This is a genomic window from Actinomadura sp. 3N407 (assembly GCF_052245875.1).
GTDB lineage: Bacteria > Actinomycetota > Actinomycetes > Streptosporangiales > Streptosporangiaceae > Spirillospora.
On the sequence record NZ_JBQQBP010000003.1, the window covers coordinates 270,852 to 284,355 of the forward strand.

The 13,504-nt window shown below is 70.7% G+C and carries 18 protein-coding genes and 1 pseudogene; 12 read left to right on the forward strand and 7 right to left on the reverse strand.

From position 1 onward, the window contains the following. Nucleotides 1–24: 24 nt before the first annotated feature. Together ACTWPP_RS08995 and ACTWPP_RS09000 are read left to right on the forward strand one after the other, a co-directional pair. Nucleotides 25–1,146 carry an ROK family protein gene (locus ACTWPP_RS08995; RefSeq protein ID WP_443103679.1) on the forward strand — a complete coding sequence of 374 codons (1,122 nt, stop codon included), beginning with the start codon at nt 25–27 and terminating at the stop codon, nt 1,144–1,146. Nucleotides 1,147–1,365: 219 nt separating this feature from the next. Then, entirely contained in the window at nt 1,366–1,920 is a 555-nt protein-coding gene (locus ACTWPP_RS09000) for an RICIN domain-containing protein (RefSeq protein ID WP_443103680.1), read from the forward strand. A 73-nt stretch (nt 1,921–1,993) separates the two neighbouring features. Here the strand turns inward: ACTWPP_RS09000 and ACTWPP_RS09005 are convergent, their stop codons facing one another. Together ACTWPP_RS09005 and ACTWPP_RS09010 are read right to left on the reverse strand one after the other, a co-directional pair. Beyond that, nucleotides 1,994–2,497, reverse strand: a complete 504-nt coding sequence (locus tag ACTWPP_RS09005; protein ID WP_443103682.1) for a hypothetical protein — start codon at nt 2,495–2,497, stop codon at nt 1,994–1,996. Nucleotides 2,498–2,592: 95 nt separating this feature from the next. Further along, nucleotides 2,593–3,243: a hypothetical protein gene (locus ACTWPP_RS09010; protein ID WP_443103683.1), complete on the reverse strand. Its 651-nt coding sequence runs from the start codon at nt 3,241–3,243 to the stop codon at nt 2,593–2,595. A gap of 67 nt (nt 3,244–3,310) precedes the next feature. On the opposite strand from ACTWPP_RS09010, the gene ACTWPP_RS09015 reads away from it, so the two are divergent. Further along, entirely contained in the window at nt 3,311–3,898 is a 588-nt protein-coding gene (locus tag ACTWPP_RS09015) for a TetR/AcrR family transcriptional regulator (RefSeq protein ID WP_443103684.1), read from the forward strand. A gap of 153 nt (nt 3,899–4,051) precedes the next feature. On the opposite strand, the gene ACTWPP_RS09020 is transcribed toward ACTWPP_RS09015, so the two are convergent. Together ACTWPP_RS09020 and ACTWPP_RS09025 are read right to left on the reverse strand one after the other, a co-directional pair. Continuing rightward, complete coding sequence (locus tag ACTWPP_RS09020) at nt 4,052–4,246, reverse strand: DUF397 domain-containing protein (RefSeq protein WP_443104000.1); 195 nt, start codon at nt 4,244–4,246, stop codon at nt 4,052–4,054. A 2-nt stretch (nt 4,247–4,248) separates the two neighbouring features. Beyond that, a complete protein-coding gene (locus ACTWPP_RS09025; RefSeq protein WP_443103686.1) occupies nt 4,249–5,061 on the reverse strand; it encodes a helix-turn-helix domain-containing protein in 813 nt (270 codons plus the stop codon). A gap of 165 nt (nt 5,062–5,226) precedes the next feature. On the opposite strand from ACTWPP_RS09025, the gene ACTWPP_RS09030 reads away from it, so the two are divergent. The 6 genes from ACTWPP_RS09030 to ACTWPP_RS09055 all read left to right on the forward strand — a co-directional run bounded on the left by ACTWPP_RS09030 (nt 5,227) and on the right by ACTWPP_RS09055 (nt 9,061). Continuing rightward, nucleotides 5,227–5,598: an ATP-binding protein gene (locus ACTWPP_RS09030; RefSeq protein WP_443103687.1), complete on the forward strand. Its 372-nt coding sequence runs from the start codon at nt 5,227–5,229 to the stop codon at nt 5,596–5,598. Further along, nucleotides 5,595–6,107 (forward strand): HAD family hydrolase, encoded by a 513-nt coding sequence (locus tag ACTWPP_RS09035; protein ID WP_443103688.1) that lies wholly within the window; start codon nt 5,595–5,597, stop codon nt 6,105–6,107. Before ACTWPP_RS09030 ends, ACTWPP_RS09035 begins: the two co-directional genes overlap by 4 nt. Before the next feature lie 308 nt (nt 6,108–6,415). Next, nucleotides 6,416–6,904: a carboxymuconolactone decarboxylase family protein gene (locus ACTWPP_RS09040; RefSeq protein ID WP_443103690.1), complete on the forward strand. Its 489-nt coding sequence runs from the start codon at nt 6,416–6,418 to the stop codon at nt 6,902–6,904. Between the two features lie 145 nt (nt 6,905–7,049). Beyond that, nucleotides 7,050–7,487, forward strand: a complete 438-nt coding sequence (locus ACTWPP_RS09045; RefSeq protein ID WP_443103692.1) for a DUF6069 family protein — start codon at nt 7,050–7,052, stop codon at nt 7,485–7,487. 20 nt (nt 7,488–7,507) lie between these two features. Then, nucleotides 7,508–7,864 (forward strand): YciI family protein, encoded by a 357-nt coding sequence (locus ACTWPP_RS09050; RefSeq protein WP_443103693.1) that lies wholly within the window; start codon nt 7,508–7,510, stop codon nt 7,862–7,864. Between the two features lie 6 nt (nt 7,865–7,870). After that, nucleotides 7,871–9,061, forward strand: coding sequence for an RNA polymerase sigma factor (locus ACTWPP_RS09055; protein WP_443103694.1), 1,191 nt, complete (start codon nt 7,871–7,873; stop codon nt 9,059–9,061). 22 nt (nt 9,062–9,083) lie between these two features. Here ACTWPP_RS09055 and ACTWPP_RS09060 read toward each other — a convergent pair whose 3' ends face one another. Then, nucleotides 9,084–10,073 (reverse strand): oxygenase MpaB family protein, encoded by a 990-nt coding sequence (locus tag ACTWPP_RS09060; protein WP_443103695.1) that lies wholly within the window; start codon nt 10,071–10,073, stop codon nt 9,084–9,086. Between the two features lie 85 nt (nt 10,074–10,158). Here ACTWPP_RS09060 and ACTWPP_RS09065 point away from each other — a divergent pair, with 85 nt between their 5' ends. Further along, the gene (locus tag ACTWPP_RS09065; protein ID WP_443104001.1) at nt 10,159–10,806 is read left to right on the forward strand and encodes a TetR/AcrR family transcriptional regulator; all 648 of its coding nucleotides are present in this window, start codon (nt 10,159–10,161) and stop codon (nt 10,804–10,806) included. On the opposite strand, the gene ACTWPP_RS09070 is transcribed toward ACTWPP_RS09065, so the two are convergent. Further along, nucleotides 10,807–11,418: an alpha/beta hydrolase fold domain-containing protein gene (locus ACTWPP_RS09070; RefSeq protein WP_443103696.1), complete on the reverse strand. Its 612-nt coding sequence runs from the start codon at nt 11,416–11,418 to the stop codon at nt 10,807–10,809. Between the two features lie 224 nt (nt 11,419–11,642). Continuing rightward, nucleotides 11,643–12,206: a DUF1349 domain-containing protein gene (locus tag ACTWPP_RS09075; RefSeq protein ID WP_443103697.1), complete on the reverse strand. Its 564-nt coding sequence runs from the start codon at nt 12,204–12,206 to the stop codon at nt 11,643–11,645. Nucleotides 12,207–12,355: 149 nt separating this feature from the next. Between ACTWPP_RS09075 and ACTWPP_RS09080 the strand changes: the two genes are divergently transcribed. Further along, a complete protein-coding gene (locus ACTWPP_RS09080) occupies nt 12,356–13,249 on the forward strand; it encodes a phosphatase PAP2 family protein (protein ID WP_443103698.1) in 894 nt (297 codons plus the stop codon). A gap of 29 nt (nt 13,250–13,278) precedes the next feature. Next, nucleotides 13,279–13,482: pseudogene (locus ACTWPP_RS09085) on the forward strand (homoserine O-acetyltransferase); the annotation flags it as partial. Between the last annotated feature and the right edge of the window lie 22 nt (nt 13,483–13,504).

The window sequence follows — 13,504 nt, forward strand, 5'->3', positions numbered from 1 at the left end:
ATAACGCCGTGCTTGACTGGCCGGATGCCGCGCCCCGTCACCCGCCCCTCCACCAGCGGCGACATGCTGCGCCTGATCCGCGAGGACGGCGTCGCCACCCGCGCGGACCTGGGCCGCATCACCGGACTGTCCCGTCCCGCCGTCGCCTCCCGCGTCGCCGACCTCATCGCGCGCGGCCTCGTCACCGAACGCGCCGACGGCCCCTCCACCGGCGGACGCCCCCCGGCCCGCCTCGAGTTCAACGCCGCCGGCGGCACCGTCCTCGTCGCGAACCTCGGCCAGTCCCGCGGCCAGCTCGCCGTCTGCGACCTCGCCGGCACGATCATCACCCGCGCCGACGGCCCCCCGGCCGAGGTGTCCCCCGGCAAGACGCTCCCCCGCCTGCTCGACCAGTGGACGTCCCTCCTCGCGTCCTCCGGCGTCGACGCCGCCACCGTCCGGGGCGTCGGCCTCGGCGTCCCCGACGCCGTCGAGCACGTCGCCGGACGCTGGGACGCCGTCGAGATCGGCCCCCCGGTCTCCGGCCGCTTCGGCGTCCCCGCCTACCTCGACAACGAGGTCAACGCCGCCGCCCTCGGCGAGCACCAGGCCCACCCCGGCGTCGACGACCTCCTGTTCGTCAAGGTCTCCACCGGCATCGGCGCCGGCCTCATCGCCGGCGGCCGCATCCAGCGCGGAGCGCTCGGCGCCGCCGGCGAGATCGGCCACGTCCCCGTCCCGTCCCCCGTGAACGCCCCCTGCCGCTGCGGCAACGTCAACTGCGTCGAGGCCATCGCCGGCGGCACGGCCCTCCTCGCCCGCTCCCCCGCCGATGACCTGTCCGGCCTCGCCGCCCTCGCCCGCTCCGGCGACCCCGCCACCGTCGCCCTCCTCCGCGACGCCGGCCGCCGCATCGGCGAGGTCGTCGCCACCGCCGTCAACCTCCTCAACCCCGCCGTCGTCGTCCTCGGCGGCGACCTCGTCGGCGCCGACGAGCCCCTGATCGCCGGCCTCCGCGAGGTCGTCTACCAGCGCTCCACCGCCTTCGCGACCCGCAACCTGCGCATCGAACCGAGCCGCCTGGGCGAGGCCGCCGGCCTCACCGGCTGCGCCGCGATGGTCCTCGACCGCATCCTCGCCCCCGAGACCATCGACGCCACTCGTTGACGGCCGCGCCGCCGTCCTGGCACCGGCCATGAGCCGCCCTGCCTGACGGGCTAGGACGGCTTCCGACACGAACGCATCCATATAACTACCAGGCAATACTACTGAAAGTAGTTTATCAACTACATTTAGTCGCGGTCATCTCACCCGCTCCCATGGAGCCCTCTCGGAAGGGGTACCGCCATCTCCGCCTCCACAGTCCGCCGCGCCGCGTCCTGCGTCGTGTCCGCGCTGTCCCTGACCGGCCTGCTGGCCGGGACCGGTGCCGTGGCCACGCCCGCACACGCCGACGACTCCACCTCCCGGCTCGCCCGCCAGGTACCACTCGAGCCGGTCAAGATCCGCAACGTGGCCAACCAGGGCGCCCTCGTGCCCTACGAGGCCGGCACCGCGCCCGGCACCCCCGTGGTCATGACCAAGGTCTGGCCCCGCGGGCAGGAGTGGCAGTTCGAGCCCGCCGGCTCCTACCACGGCGTCTTCACCTACAAGATCGAGAACATCAACGCGGCGGGAATGTGCCTGACGGTCATCGAACCGCTGCCCCCGGACAACTTCTTCTACGACACCGAGATCCAGCCCTGCACCGCACCGGTGAACGACAGTCAGCAGTGGATCTTGCGCCAGGCGCTGAACGACCGCCACGCCTACCAGATCATCAACGCGGACCACCTTCGGCGGGGCCTCGTCCCCTACACGACGGCCACGCACCACACCGGCGTCAAACTCAGGCCGCTGAACAACACCACGGCCTTCTCCTGGCGGCTCGAACTGCAGTAGCCGCCACCCGCCGGGCCGCCTCCGGGTGGCCCGGCGGACGCCCCTACCCGTCCCGCCCATGAGCGCACGGAGGTCAACGGCTGTCGCGCCTCGCTTGGCGGCGGGCGCCCTTCGCGCGGGTGGCGGCGTGCCGCCGGTTCAGCGCGGCATCGGCGCTCGTCGGCCGCCCGCGCGCCGTGGTCTGAGCCGCCCCCGGCCGCGCTTCCGGCACACCCGCCTGCGGCGCGGGCGTCCCCACCGGGTTCGCGGCGGCGATGCGCTCGGCCTTGAGCTCGGACGCGCTGCGCCGCGCGGCCCTCGCGAGGTACCAGCTCACACGGGCCAGCGCGTCCTCGAACACCTCCGCCTTCTGGGCGTTCCGGGCGTTCTTCGTACGGGCCTTGCCGCGTCCCCCGTACTCCGCGACCCGCTCGCCGGCGGTGCGCCGGTACAGCTTGCTGTACTTGTTGCGGGCGCGCCGGATCCGCGTGTGCAGATCGACGAGTCCGTCCTCCTCCAGGTCGGCGAGTTCCCCGCTCCCGGTCTCCCGGACAAGGGCCTTCTCATCCTCGTTCAGCGAATTCAGCAGCGCCTTCATCACCCCTCCATGCCTTGGTCCCCCACCCCGAGCGTCGCACGGAGAATTTCAACAAAAGGCACCGAAACCCCCCAGAAACAGCAAGCTGACCCCGATCAGCCGGTGCGACGACGACGGCGTACGACCACCGCCCACACGAGCGGAGCCGCCCCGGCCGCCAGAGCGAGGATCGCTGCGGGGAACAGGAAACCGAACCGCAGACTGATCGAGGCATACGCGTCCACACCGGGTCGGCCGTCCATGCGCATCACCACGACGGACCATGCGCCACCGGTCTTGTCCCACCTGACGGTGCGCGTACCGGTGCCCGACGAACTCGCCGCCCAGAACCGCTGCGCGGACGGCCGAGCGGCCTCGGACGTACCCGGCAGTCGCCGGAAGACCGGCGTGAACGGGCTGAGGTCGGCCGACACGAACTCCTCGTGCGACACCCCGCGCAGATAACTCTCGACCCGATCCTTCGGCCCGATCCCCACGAACAGGGGAACGCCGGGATCGACCGGCCAGACCACAATCTCGACCTCGGCGAGTTCACCGAGGTCGGGCATGGGGTCCCCGGCACGGGCCGTCTCCGCGCCCACCTCGACCTCGTCGGTCTTGAACGCCACAGTGGACGTGGTGAAGCGCCGTTCCGAGGTACCGAACGCCCCGCCGGAGGCGGCCTGCACGCCACCCGCCACGGCGAGCCCGGAACCGGCGAGCAGAAGCGGAACCGCGATGAAGACGACCAGAAGGCCACGGCTCATGACACATCCTTTTTAGTACGGCTGTGCTATCAGCCTCAAAGTAACACAGCCGTGCTATAAAAGTTCCATGCCGAAGGTGGTGGATCCGGCCAGGCGCCGGCAGGAAGTGGTCGCGGCCGTGTGGCGAGTCATCCGGCAGGACGGCCTGGACCGGGCCTCGGTCCGCAACGTCGCCCGCGAGGCGGGCCTGTCGGCGGGATCGCTGCGGCACTACTTCGCCACCCAGCCAGAGTTGCTCGCGTTCACCCTCCGCACGATCATCGAGCGGATCGAGGAACGGATCGCCGCGGCCCTGCCGGCGGACGGCGACCCCCGCATGCGCGCCGCCCGCGTCCTGGACGAACTCCTCCCGATGGACGCCGAACGCGCCGCCGAAAACCAGGTCTGGCTCGCCTTCACCGCCCGCGCGCTGGTCGATCCCGAACTGCGCACCCTGTGCGAGGAGGCCCACGACGCCCTGCGCTCAGGCTGCCGCGCCCTGGTCGAGTCCCTGGCCCCGAACGCGGACACCGAACTGGAAACCGACCGCCTGCACGCGCTGATAGACGGCTTGGCCGTCCACGCCGCCCTGCACCCGCGAACCACCACCCCGACCCGAATGCGCGCCGCAGTAGCCGCCCACCTCAACGAGTTGCACACCCGAGGCACCCACTGACCCCATCCCTGCGGGCAACCTCGGAGGCGGTCCACTCCGATCAAACCGCCAAGCCGAGCCACCTCAACCCACGCGTCTCGTTGCCGCCACCGGTGTACGAACTCTTGCGCCACTTGATCATTTGTGGACCCTGATCAATCGAAGAACATGTCCTCAGCCGTCAGCACGCAGAGTGAACTCACCACGCTTGATACGCACGACCAGCTCAGAGAACTCCTGGGAGTTGAGGCCGAGACGTTCGCCGTCCGGGTTCTTCGAGTCACGCACGCCGATGCGGTCGCCCAGTTGAGCCACTTCAACGCAGGCGTCGTCATTCATCCCGCCGCTGTGTGAACTCTTCCGCCACATGGTCACTCGTAGTCCCTCATCCCTTGCTCGATCAACTTGCGGGACGCGTCCTGACTAAGGGCAAACGCCCCAATCTGGTCAAACCGTACCCCGAGGGTGGTCACCTCGTCACTGGCCTCGATTAGACGTCCACCGATCTGGGCTCCCGCATATGCGACGCTGCGTGAACCGATCGTGAGGATCTGGAACGCCCCATCCTGCCCTGGATGCGCTCCCGCAGACCTGGGGATGATGCGAATGACCACACGTGGGTGTCGGGAGAGTTCAAGTAGCCGCTCGCGCTGTCCGCGCATGACCTCCATGTCCCCCACCCAAGACTCCAGCGCCTCCTGGTCCAAGAGAATCCACACGTAAGGCGGCTTGGGCCTGTTGAGGATCTCCTGACGCTTCGTGCGCGCGTCGATCTCCTGCTTCAATGCGTCTTCGCGGCCAGCGCAGACCAGCAAGGCGCGGATGTAGTCCTCGGTCTGCACCAGAGCGGGCACGGTCTTCCCGTGGTACACCTTGATGATCTCCGCGGCATTTTCATACTGAATGTACTGCTTGAACCAGTCGGGATCGTGCCCAGTGGTCGCGTAGTGGTGGAGCCTCTGGAAGTGGCCGCCGGTGTTCCACGCCTTGTCCAGGATGGCCATGTACCGGTCACCAGGGCGAAGGCGGCCCGCTTCCCAGTTGGAAACAGTGCCACGCGCCACCCGGACGATTTGCGCGGTTTGCGCGAGCGAAAGGCCTCGCTGAGTCCGATAAAACCACAGGTCAAAGGCCAGCCACGCCCACAGTGACGAGTTCGGGTCGATGGTCTCGCGAACACTCACGCTGATCTCCGGTGTATTTCATGGATTCCAATCCATCACAGGGTAAACACGCGCCGCCGATCCTGTGAAGGGAATCACAGGTAAACCAGGACGGCGGATATGAACGATCAAGTGCCAGCAGTCGAAATGCCCAAATCGGACGAAATTCGGATGACTCTTCTCGGAGTGGACTCTTCGGTCTCGCTCGCCCGCGAACTCGTCCGTTATGCCCTTCTCAATTGGGGCTACGGCCGGGACCTGATCGATGACTCGACGGTCGTCATGAGCGAAATCGTGACGAACGCGGTCGAAGCCGCACGCGGACATCTGCTCAGAATCCGGGTCGCGTTGGACAACGGCGCCCCGGTGCTGGAGTGCTGGGACCCGTCCCCCGAACTCCCGCGCGCCTCCGCCGCCGGACTGGACGCCCTGAGCGGACGCGGGCTCGCGATCATCGCCGCCTACGCCAAGGACACCGGCATCCGACCGTCCGCCACCGGCCATGGCAAGATCGTCTGGGCGCTCATGCCCGTCCCCGAGAACGCCCCGGCTCAGTGACTCCGGCCATCCTCCTCGGCCTGTCCGGTGTCCTGGTGGACGACGCTCCCCTCCACCGGCACGCGGCCCACCAAGCCGCGAGCGAAGCCGGTCTCTCGCTGACCGCCGAAGACCACCGAACCTTCTTCGCCGGACGGACGGCACACGAAGGCTTCCGAGCGTTCCTCACTCATCGCGCGCCGAACCGGCTAGGAACCATCGGCGACCTCCTGGCCGGCAAGGCCCGGTCATACCGCGCTCTCGCTGAGACCGACCTCCGCCCCTACCCGGGAGCCGTCGACCTGGTCATGGCCCTATGCGGGACGCGACACCGGCTCGCCTTGGTCACTGACTCGACCACCCCAGAGGTCGCCGCCGCCCTCCGTGTCCTGCGCTTGGACGATGCGTTCGACGCGATCGTGACCGCCGAGGCCGTCCCTGAAGACAGGCCGTCATCGGCGCGCTACCTCGCCGCAGCCCGGATGCTCGACCTTCCGCCTCAGCACTGCCTGATCATCGAGCGCGTCTGAACCGGTGTCTCGGGTGCCACTACGGCCTCGACGGTCAGTAGAGCACGGCGGCTGGCGATGGCACCGCCTGTACTGCCGCGCGCCCGGGGCGCGGAGTGAGATCGGACGGAATCCGGCGGCACGGGTGGTGCTGAGGAGTGGCACGTCCCGCGAAGCGCAGGCGCAGAAACTGCGGTCCTCGTCCGGTCTTGTTCGTCGGCGTGCCCGTGTGCGCGTTGCCGACCGGGTGATCCGGCCGTGCGCGGGGCGGGACCTTGCCCGGAAGCCGAACGGCGCGTGCGCCGCGTGACTGCGGCGATCAGACCGCCTTGAGCGGGGACGGCTTCGGGAAGAAGGACCCCTACTCGGGGAGGTCCCGGCCGTCCGACCCGGTCGGCGCATCCGCCGGATCCAAGGCCACCTCGAACGGCTCGATCCCGAAGACCACCATCAGCCTGGTCCAGTTGCGCGCCGGTCAGATCGTCGGCAACGCCTACCTGACCGTCCAGCACGCCGGCAACCTCCGCAAGGCCGGGGAGACCGAAGAGCGCCTGGCCGCCGTGGCGTCCTGGCAGGACGCGCCCTACTTCACCGACGCCGAGCGGGTCGCGCTGGCGCTGGTGGAGGCAGTCCTCACCCCGAACCCGGCCGGCGAGCGCGTCTCCGACGAGCTGTACGCCGCGGCGTCCGCGCACTACGACGACAGGGCGCTCACCACCCTCATCATGGCGATCGGCCAGGTCAACTTCTTCACCGCCCTCGCGCTCATCGGCAAGCCCCTCCCCGGCGTGTCACCCGCCAAGCAGTGGAGGAAGTGACCCCCAACAGTCCCGGGGTGAGGGCGCCTCACCCCGGGACCGCCTTCAGATTTTCTTCTGCGGTGGTGTCGAATGGCGTCGAGCCCGTTCGTAGCCAAGGTGAGAGGCCGGCAACGGGCCGGTCGCCACTCACCGGAGGCCCACGATGTCCGTCACCACCACCGCCACCACCACCGCCACCACCACCGCTACCGCTACCGCCACCACCGCCGCGAAGCCGCTGATCACCGGTGGCCTGACCGCCGCGGCCGTCGCCGCGGCGGCGACCTCGGCCGTCGCCGCGGCGGGTGAGCTCGCCGGTATCAGCCTCGCTGTCGGCGGCAACCCCGTCCCGCTGTCCGGGTTCGCCGTGCTGACCGCCATCTTCTCCGTGGCGGGCCTGCTGCTCGCCCTGGTACTGGCCCGCTCGGCCCGCCGTCCGCGCACGGCGTTCGTCCGAACCACGATCGCGCTCACCGCGTTGTCACTGGTACCGGATGTGCTGGCGGACGCGTCCGCGGCCACGAAGGTGCTGCTGATGCTGACGCACGTGGTCGCCGCCGCGATCGTGATCCCGGCCATCGCCCGCCGCCTGTCCGCCTGAATCCTCCGAAGGAGTTCGCCATGAAGCAGTACCTGCTCGCCGTCCAGTTCGACGAGAGCGCGCCGACGCCGTCCGAAGAGGAAATGCAAGAGCAGATGGCCCGGACGTCCGAGGTCACCACCGAGATGCAGTCCGCCGGTGTGTGGGTGTTCGTCGGCGGTCTGCTGCCCTCGCCCGCCACCACCGTCGTCCACCCCGGCAACGGCACGACCACGATGACCGACGGCCCTTTCGCCGAGACCAAGGAACAGCTCGGCGGGTTCTGGGTGATCCGGTGCGGCGACCTGGACCAGGCGCTGGCCTGGGCCGACAAGTGCGCGCTGGCCTGCGGGGCCCCGATCGAGGTGCGCCCGTTCGAAGACGCGCAGTGGAAGTGAGGACGGATGGATCTGGACAGCGTCTACCGGGCGGAGTACGGCCGGTGCGTGGCCACGCTGACGCGCATCCTCGGTGACATCGGGCTCGCCGAGGAAGCCGTGCAGGACGCGTTCACGGTGGCCGTCCAGAAGTGGGACGAGGCGCCGCCCAATCCCGGGGCGTGGATCGTGACCACCGCCCGCAACCGGGCGATCGACCGCCTGCGCCGGGAGTCCACCCGCGAGGCCCGCCACGCGCAGGCGATGCTGCTGCAGCAACCCGACGAGCCGGAAGAGGTGGGACCGGTGCGCGACGACCAGCTCCGCATGATCTTCACCTGCTGCCACCCGGCGCTGTCGCCGCCCGCGCAGACCGCGCTCACCCTGCGGCTGATCGGCGGGCTGGAGGTGGCCGAGATCGCGCGGGCCTACCTGGTGCCGGAGGCGACCGTCTACCAGCGGATCGTCCGCGCGAAGAAGAAGATCCGCGACGCCGGCATCGCCTACCGGGTGCCCGACGCCGCCGAACTCCCCGATCGGCTGCCGCCGGTGCTCACCGTGCTCTACCTGGTCTTCAACGAGGGATACACCTCCACGTCCGGGGAGCTGCTGCGGACGGACCTGTGCCTGGAGGCCGTCCGCCTGGCCAGGGCGCTCGCCGAGCTGATGCCCGACGAGCCGGAGGTGATCGGGCTGCTGGCGCTGCTCCTGCTCACCGAAGCGCGGCGGCCCGCGCGGGTGGGGCCCTCGGGTGAACTGGTGGTGCTCGCCGAGCAGGACCGGTCGCTGTGGAACCGGGAGCTGATCGCCGAGGGACACGAGCTGGTGCGGCGGTGCCTGCGCCGAGACCGGCCGGGGCCGTACCAGTTGCAGGCCGCGATCAACGCGGTGCACACCGACGGGCCGGCGACCGACTGGGCGCAGGTGCTGGCGCTCTACGACCAGCTGCTGCAGCACACCCCGACCCCGATCGTGGCGCTCAACCGCGCGGTCGCCGTCGCCGAGGTGCACGGACCGGCACCGGCGCTGGCCGCCATCGACGAGCTGGACCTGCCGGGCTACCACCTGCTGCCCGCCGCCCGCGCGGACCTGCTCACCCGCCTCGGCCGTACCGCCGATGCCGTCGCCGCCTACGACGAGGCGATCACCCTGGCCACCAACGACACCGAACGAGCCTTCCTGCGGACGCGACGGGCCCGCCTGACCCCGGACACCTGACCACCGCCCCACCTGCCGCGACTCAGGCGGTGGCTTCGATTTCTTCGCGGGTGAGGACCGGGTCGGGGGCCGTGGGGGCGGTGGAGACGAAGGGGCTCGGCTTCTTGCCGGCGGCGCGGGCCTGGGCCTGGCGGAATTCCGGGAGGGGGCCGGTGGCGTCGTGCAGGCCGTTGAGGGCCAGCCAGAGGGACGTGCGGCGGAAGCGGAGCGCGACCGGGTTGGGCTTCTGGTAGAGGGCGAGTTTCTGGGCCCAGCGCGGGAGCATGTCGCGGGCCGCCCAGTCCATGAAGGCGCTGCCGGGGGCCCAGGGCGGGACGCCGTTGCCGCGCAGGTTGGGGCCGGTGGCGAACGCCTTGATGGGGGTGAGGGCCAGGCGGGGCAGGTAGGACTCCAGGCATTCGGCGGTCTCGGCCTTGGTGGCGGGGAGGCCGGTGCCGCCGAGGGCCTCGCCGACGCGGACGAACTCTCGGTAGTAGCGGTCGATGTCGTACAGGGGGCGGCGGTGGTAGCGCTCGTGCGCCGTGGCCAGGCCCCAGACGACGGTGGCGTAGTTCCAGCGGAGCCATTCGGGGTCGTCGGCGTCGTAGGCGAGACCGTCGGGGCGGGTGCCCTTGATGGTGTGGTGCATGGCCCGCACGGTGCGGGCGAGCTTCTCCGCGGTGGGGGTGGAGCCGTAGGCGGTCCCGATGAAGAACGAGATGGAGTGCCCGAGGCGGACGGCGCCGCCTTCGGGGTCGATGTTCCCGGTGGGGATGCCGTCGACGCGTTCGGCGAGGCGGGAATGGTCGTAGCCCATCCAGCTGATGCTCGGGTCGAGGCCCTCGATGTAGGCGGCGCCGACGAGGCCGAGGATCAGGGTGGGCAGGTGCGAGTGGACGTACCAGACGGCGCTGCCGGGACCGAACCAGCCGGGGTCGCCCGCCGGGCCGCCGAAGTCGAGGCCCTTGAAGAACCTGGAGCGGATGTCGGTGTCGAAGGACCGCTCGAACCGCTTGGCGATGGGGTTGTTCATCCCGGCTGCTCCCACTTCTGGCTACGGCTGTAACCAGAGTAAGTGATTGGTTACGGCCGTGTCCAGACTTGCTAGTGTGAGCGCCATGGCGAGCGTCCGGACGGCGGCGTCCACCCGGTGGGCGGGAGTGCCCGTGGCCAGGCGGAGGGACGAGCGGCGCGCGATGCTCGTGCGGGCCGCGTTCGCGCTGTTCGGGGAGCAGGGGGAGGGGGCCCTGACGGTGCGGGCGGTGTGCCGGCGGGCCGAGTTGCACACCCGGTACTTCTACGAGAACTTCACCGGCACCGATGAGCTGCTGGCCGCCGTCTACGACCAGGAGGCGGCCGCGCTCGGGGACGTCCTCGCGAGGTCGCTGGACGAGGCGGGCTCCGCCCCGGAGACCCGGACCCGCGCCGGCATCCGCGCCGTGCTGCGGTTCATCACCGACGACCCGCGGAGGGGACGCGTCCTGTTCACCGAGGCGCGCGGGAACGAGGTGCTGGCCGTCAGGCGGCGGGCCGCGCAGACGGCGCTGCTGGAAGGGCTCGTCGCCATGGGCGGCGCCGAGGTCGGGCGCGCCGGGTCCGGGCTTCCCGTCGTCATCGCGGCGACCATGTTCACCGGCGCCATGACCGAGCTGGCGCAGCAGTGGGCGGACGGACGGCTGGGGCGCGATCTCGAAGCGGTCGTCGACCAGGCCGTCGAGCTGTCCCTGGCCATGCGCGTGTCGGCCGCGGAGCGGCTGCCGCGCTAACTAGGCTGCGTCCTGGCGGGCGGACGCGGCGGTGACGCGGCGGGCGAAGGCGCCGATCTCCTCGATGGCGGCGAAGCCCTCGCGTGAGATGTCGGCGAATATCTGGAAGACGTGCACCTGGCCCTCCCAGATCTGCAGGGTGCAGGGCACGCCGGCGGCGCCGAGGCGGTCGGCCATCAGCTCGGCGTCGGCGCGGATCACCTCGATCGAGCCGGCCTGGATGAGCGTGGGCGGCAGGCCGGTGAGGTCGGCGTCCACGGGGCACAGCCACGGGTCGGTCATCTCCGCGTCCGGGAAACAGGTGCGGATCATGTCCCGCATGCGGCGGGCGGGAATGAACGGGTCGAGCGGGGCGTTGACGTGCGCGATCTTGTTGGTGAGGTCGAGTTCGGTGAAGGGTGACAGGGCGACGATGCCGGCGGGGCGGGGCAGCCCGTCGCGGAGGGCGTACAGCGGGGACATGAAGGCGAAGTAGCCGCCGGCCGAGTCGCCGGCGACGACGACGTCGTCCGCGTCGTGGCCGTTGCCGAGGAGCCGGCGGTAGGCGTTCACGCAGTCGCCGATCGACGTCTGGATGGTGACCTTGGTGACCTTCGTGCCGCGCGGCGGCACCAGGAGCGCCGAGGTCGAGGAGCGGGGCGAGGCGCAGCGTGAGCGGGGTCCAGGGGAGCCGGGCGACCAGCGGCCGCAGGAACCACCGCATCAGCCGCGCGGCCACCCGGGCTCCGCGTCCGCACCCGGCGCGTTCCTCCACCGTCGGTGTGATCGGCATCGTCCGCCCCTCTCGCCGCCGTCCCGCCGAGAGGGTACTAGCAAGTAAGTGCTTGGGTACAGCCTCAGGCGTGAACGGCCCCGTCGGGGGCGCCGATGGACGCGCGGGTGAAGCGGACGGTCAGGCCGTCGCGTTCGGGAGCGCAGCAGTAGGGGCCGGCCGTGGCCGGGACGCCCACCGGGAAGGGGGCCAGTCGGATCAGGTGCCACGGGTCGTCGCCGGCGCGGGCGCGGATGGTGACGGCGTCGCCGCTGCGGCTGGCCCGGAGGGTGACTTCGCGGCCGGTCCAGGGGACGGGGGCGGACGACCAGTCCGAGACGTCGTGGGTGACGACCGCGCCGAGCTGGAGTTCGCCGTCGCAGTATTCGGCGCCCGCTTTGATCCAGGTGGTCTCGTCCAGGCGGAGCAGGAGACCGGCCTGGTCGAACTGGTGGTCGTAGTCGGCGATGAAGGAGACTTCGGCGGCGGCCTCGGGGCCGAGCGGCGACAGGAGCGCGTGGCCGCTGTCGCGGTTGTAGCCGTAGGACGTCGTCCGCCAGAAGTCGCTGCCCTTCCCGGCGGTGACGAGGAGGTCGGATCCGTCGTGGTCGGCGACCGGGGGCGGGTTGAGCCATTCACCAGTGATCATGCGCCGGAATCTACGGGAGTGGTGGGGTTAACTCCACCGTCGCCAAGGGGCCTTCCCTCCTCCGGTCGGGTGGCTGGGACCAGTGCCCCGGAAAGTGTCGGACGCGAAGGTTGTGATTGGGCGGAGACGAGCACACGGGGAGGACACCGATGGCGAGCAGCGACGTGATGCGGGGCCGGATGCGGCCACTGGTCACCGAGGTGGGGCTGCTGGCGGTCCTGTTCGCCTTCTACAAGTGGGGGCGGGCGCTGTTCGACCACGGTCCCGCCGAGGCGATGGCGAACGCGGCGCGCCTGTGGGAGTTCCAGCGGTCGTGGCTGCCGAGCGAAGTGGATTTCCAGCAGTGGGCCCTCGGATGGGACCAGACGGCGTTCCTGGCGAATGTGTATTACGTGGGCATGCACTTTCCCGGGACGGCGTTGCTGCTGGTCTGGCTCTATGTTCGGCACCGGCCGTCCTACGGCAGGGTGCGGAACCAGCTGGTGGCGCTGACGGCGGCCGGGCTGGTGGTGCATGTGCTGTTCCCCTTGGCGCCGCCGCGGCTGGCGCACATCGGTGCCGTGGACACGATGCTGACCGTGGGGCCGTCCGCGTATCCACCGGAGGCCGACGGGATCGCCAACCAGTACGCGGCGATGCCGTCGCTGCACATCGGCTGGGCGATTCTCGTCGCCGTCACGGTGGTGCGGGTGTCGCGGAGCCGGTGGCGGTGGGTCATCGCCATGCACGCGCCGGTCACGGTGCTGGTGGTGGTCGTGACGGCGAACCACTACTGGACGGACGGGCTCGTCGCGGCCGCCCTGCTGGCGGGCGCGATGGCGCTGGTCTCGGTCGCCGAGCAGGTGCGGCGAGGTGACGTTCTCGCCGCCGGCGCACACGCGCCGCGGAGCTCCGGTCGTCCCGGCGGCCCGGTGCCACGAGCGGCGCGGCCCGTGCAAGCCGCGGGCGACGGGCGCCTTGATCACCTGCACGAGCGCGATGGAGATCGCGAATACGCACCCGGTGCGGACGCCCCCGCCCGTGAAGATCTCGTGCCCGCCTGACCGCGCGCCGACCGGCTCGGGAAGGCGCCGCGCCGCACCGGGTGACGGCCCGGACGCCGGCGGCCGGCGTCGACTCCGACCGGCTCCACCCGCTGCCGCAGCAGGCCGGGCCGGCGTCCGGCGTTCCGGGCTCGGACCGCCTGCGGGTGATCGAGTCGTCCAGCGGGCACGACGGCTTCCTCACCGAGACCGGCCAGGTCGGCGCCCTCGTCCGAGAACTGCCGGACGGCTGAGCCCGCCCGGTCCGGGGCGGGA

What these genes read in the sequence shown, in the direction of transcription:
- ACTWPP_RS08995 (WP_443103679.1), top strand. Translation starts at nt 25, where the DNA reads ATGCCGCGCCCCGTCACCCGCCCCTCCACCAGCGGCGACATGCTGCGC.
- ACTWPP_RS09005 (WP_443103682.1), bottom strand. Translation starts at nt 2,497, where the DNA reads ATGAAGGCGCTGCTGAATTCGCTGAACGAGGATGAGAAGGCCCTTGTC.
- ACTWPP_RS09010 (WP_443103683.1), bottom strand. Translation starts at nt 3,243, where the DNA reads ATGAGCCGTGGCCTTCTGGTCGTCTTCATCGCGGTTCCGCTTCTGCTC.
- ACTWPP_RS09015 (WP_443103684.1), top strand. Translation starts at nt 3,311, where the DNA reads ATGCCGAAGGTGGTGGATCCGGCCAGGCGCCGGCAGGAAGTGGTCGCG.
- ACTWPP_RS09020 (WP_443104000.1), bottom strand. Translation starts at nt 4,246, where the DNA reads ATGTGGCGGAAGAGTTCACACAGCGGCGGGATGAATGACGACGCCTGC.
- ACTWPP_RS09045 (WP_443103692.1), top strand. Translation starts at nt 7,050, where the DNA reads ATGTCCGTCACCACCACCGCCACCACCACCGCCACCACCACCGCTACC.
- ACTWPP_RS09050 (WP_443103693.1), top strand. Translation starts at nt 7,508, where the DNA reads ATGAAGCAGTACCTGCTCGCCGTCCAGTTCGACGAGAGCGCGCCGACG.
- ACTWPP_RS09055 (WP_443103694.1), top strand. Translation starts at nt 7,871, where the DNA reads ATGGATCTGGACAGCGTCTACCGGGCGGAGTACGGCCGGTGCGTGGCC.
- ACTWPP_RS09060 (WP_443103695.1), bottom strand. Translation starts at nt 10,073, where the DNA reads ATGAACAACCCCATCGCCAAGCGGTTCGAGCGGTCCTTCGACACCGAC.
- ACTWPP_RS09065 (WP_443104001.1), top strand. Translation starts at nt 10,159, where the DNA reads ATGGCGAGCGTCCGGACGGCGGCGTCCACCCGGTGGGCGGGAGTGCCC.
- ACTWPP_RS09075 (WP_443103697.1), bottom strand. Translation starts at nt 12,206, where the DNA reads ATGATCACTGGTGAATGGCTCAACCCGCCCCCGGTCGCCGACCACGAC.
- ACTWPP_RS09080 (WP_443103698.1), top strand. Translation starts at nt 12,356, where the DNA reads ATGGCGAGCAGCGACGTGATGCGGGGCCGGATGCGGCCACTGGTCACC.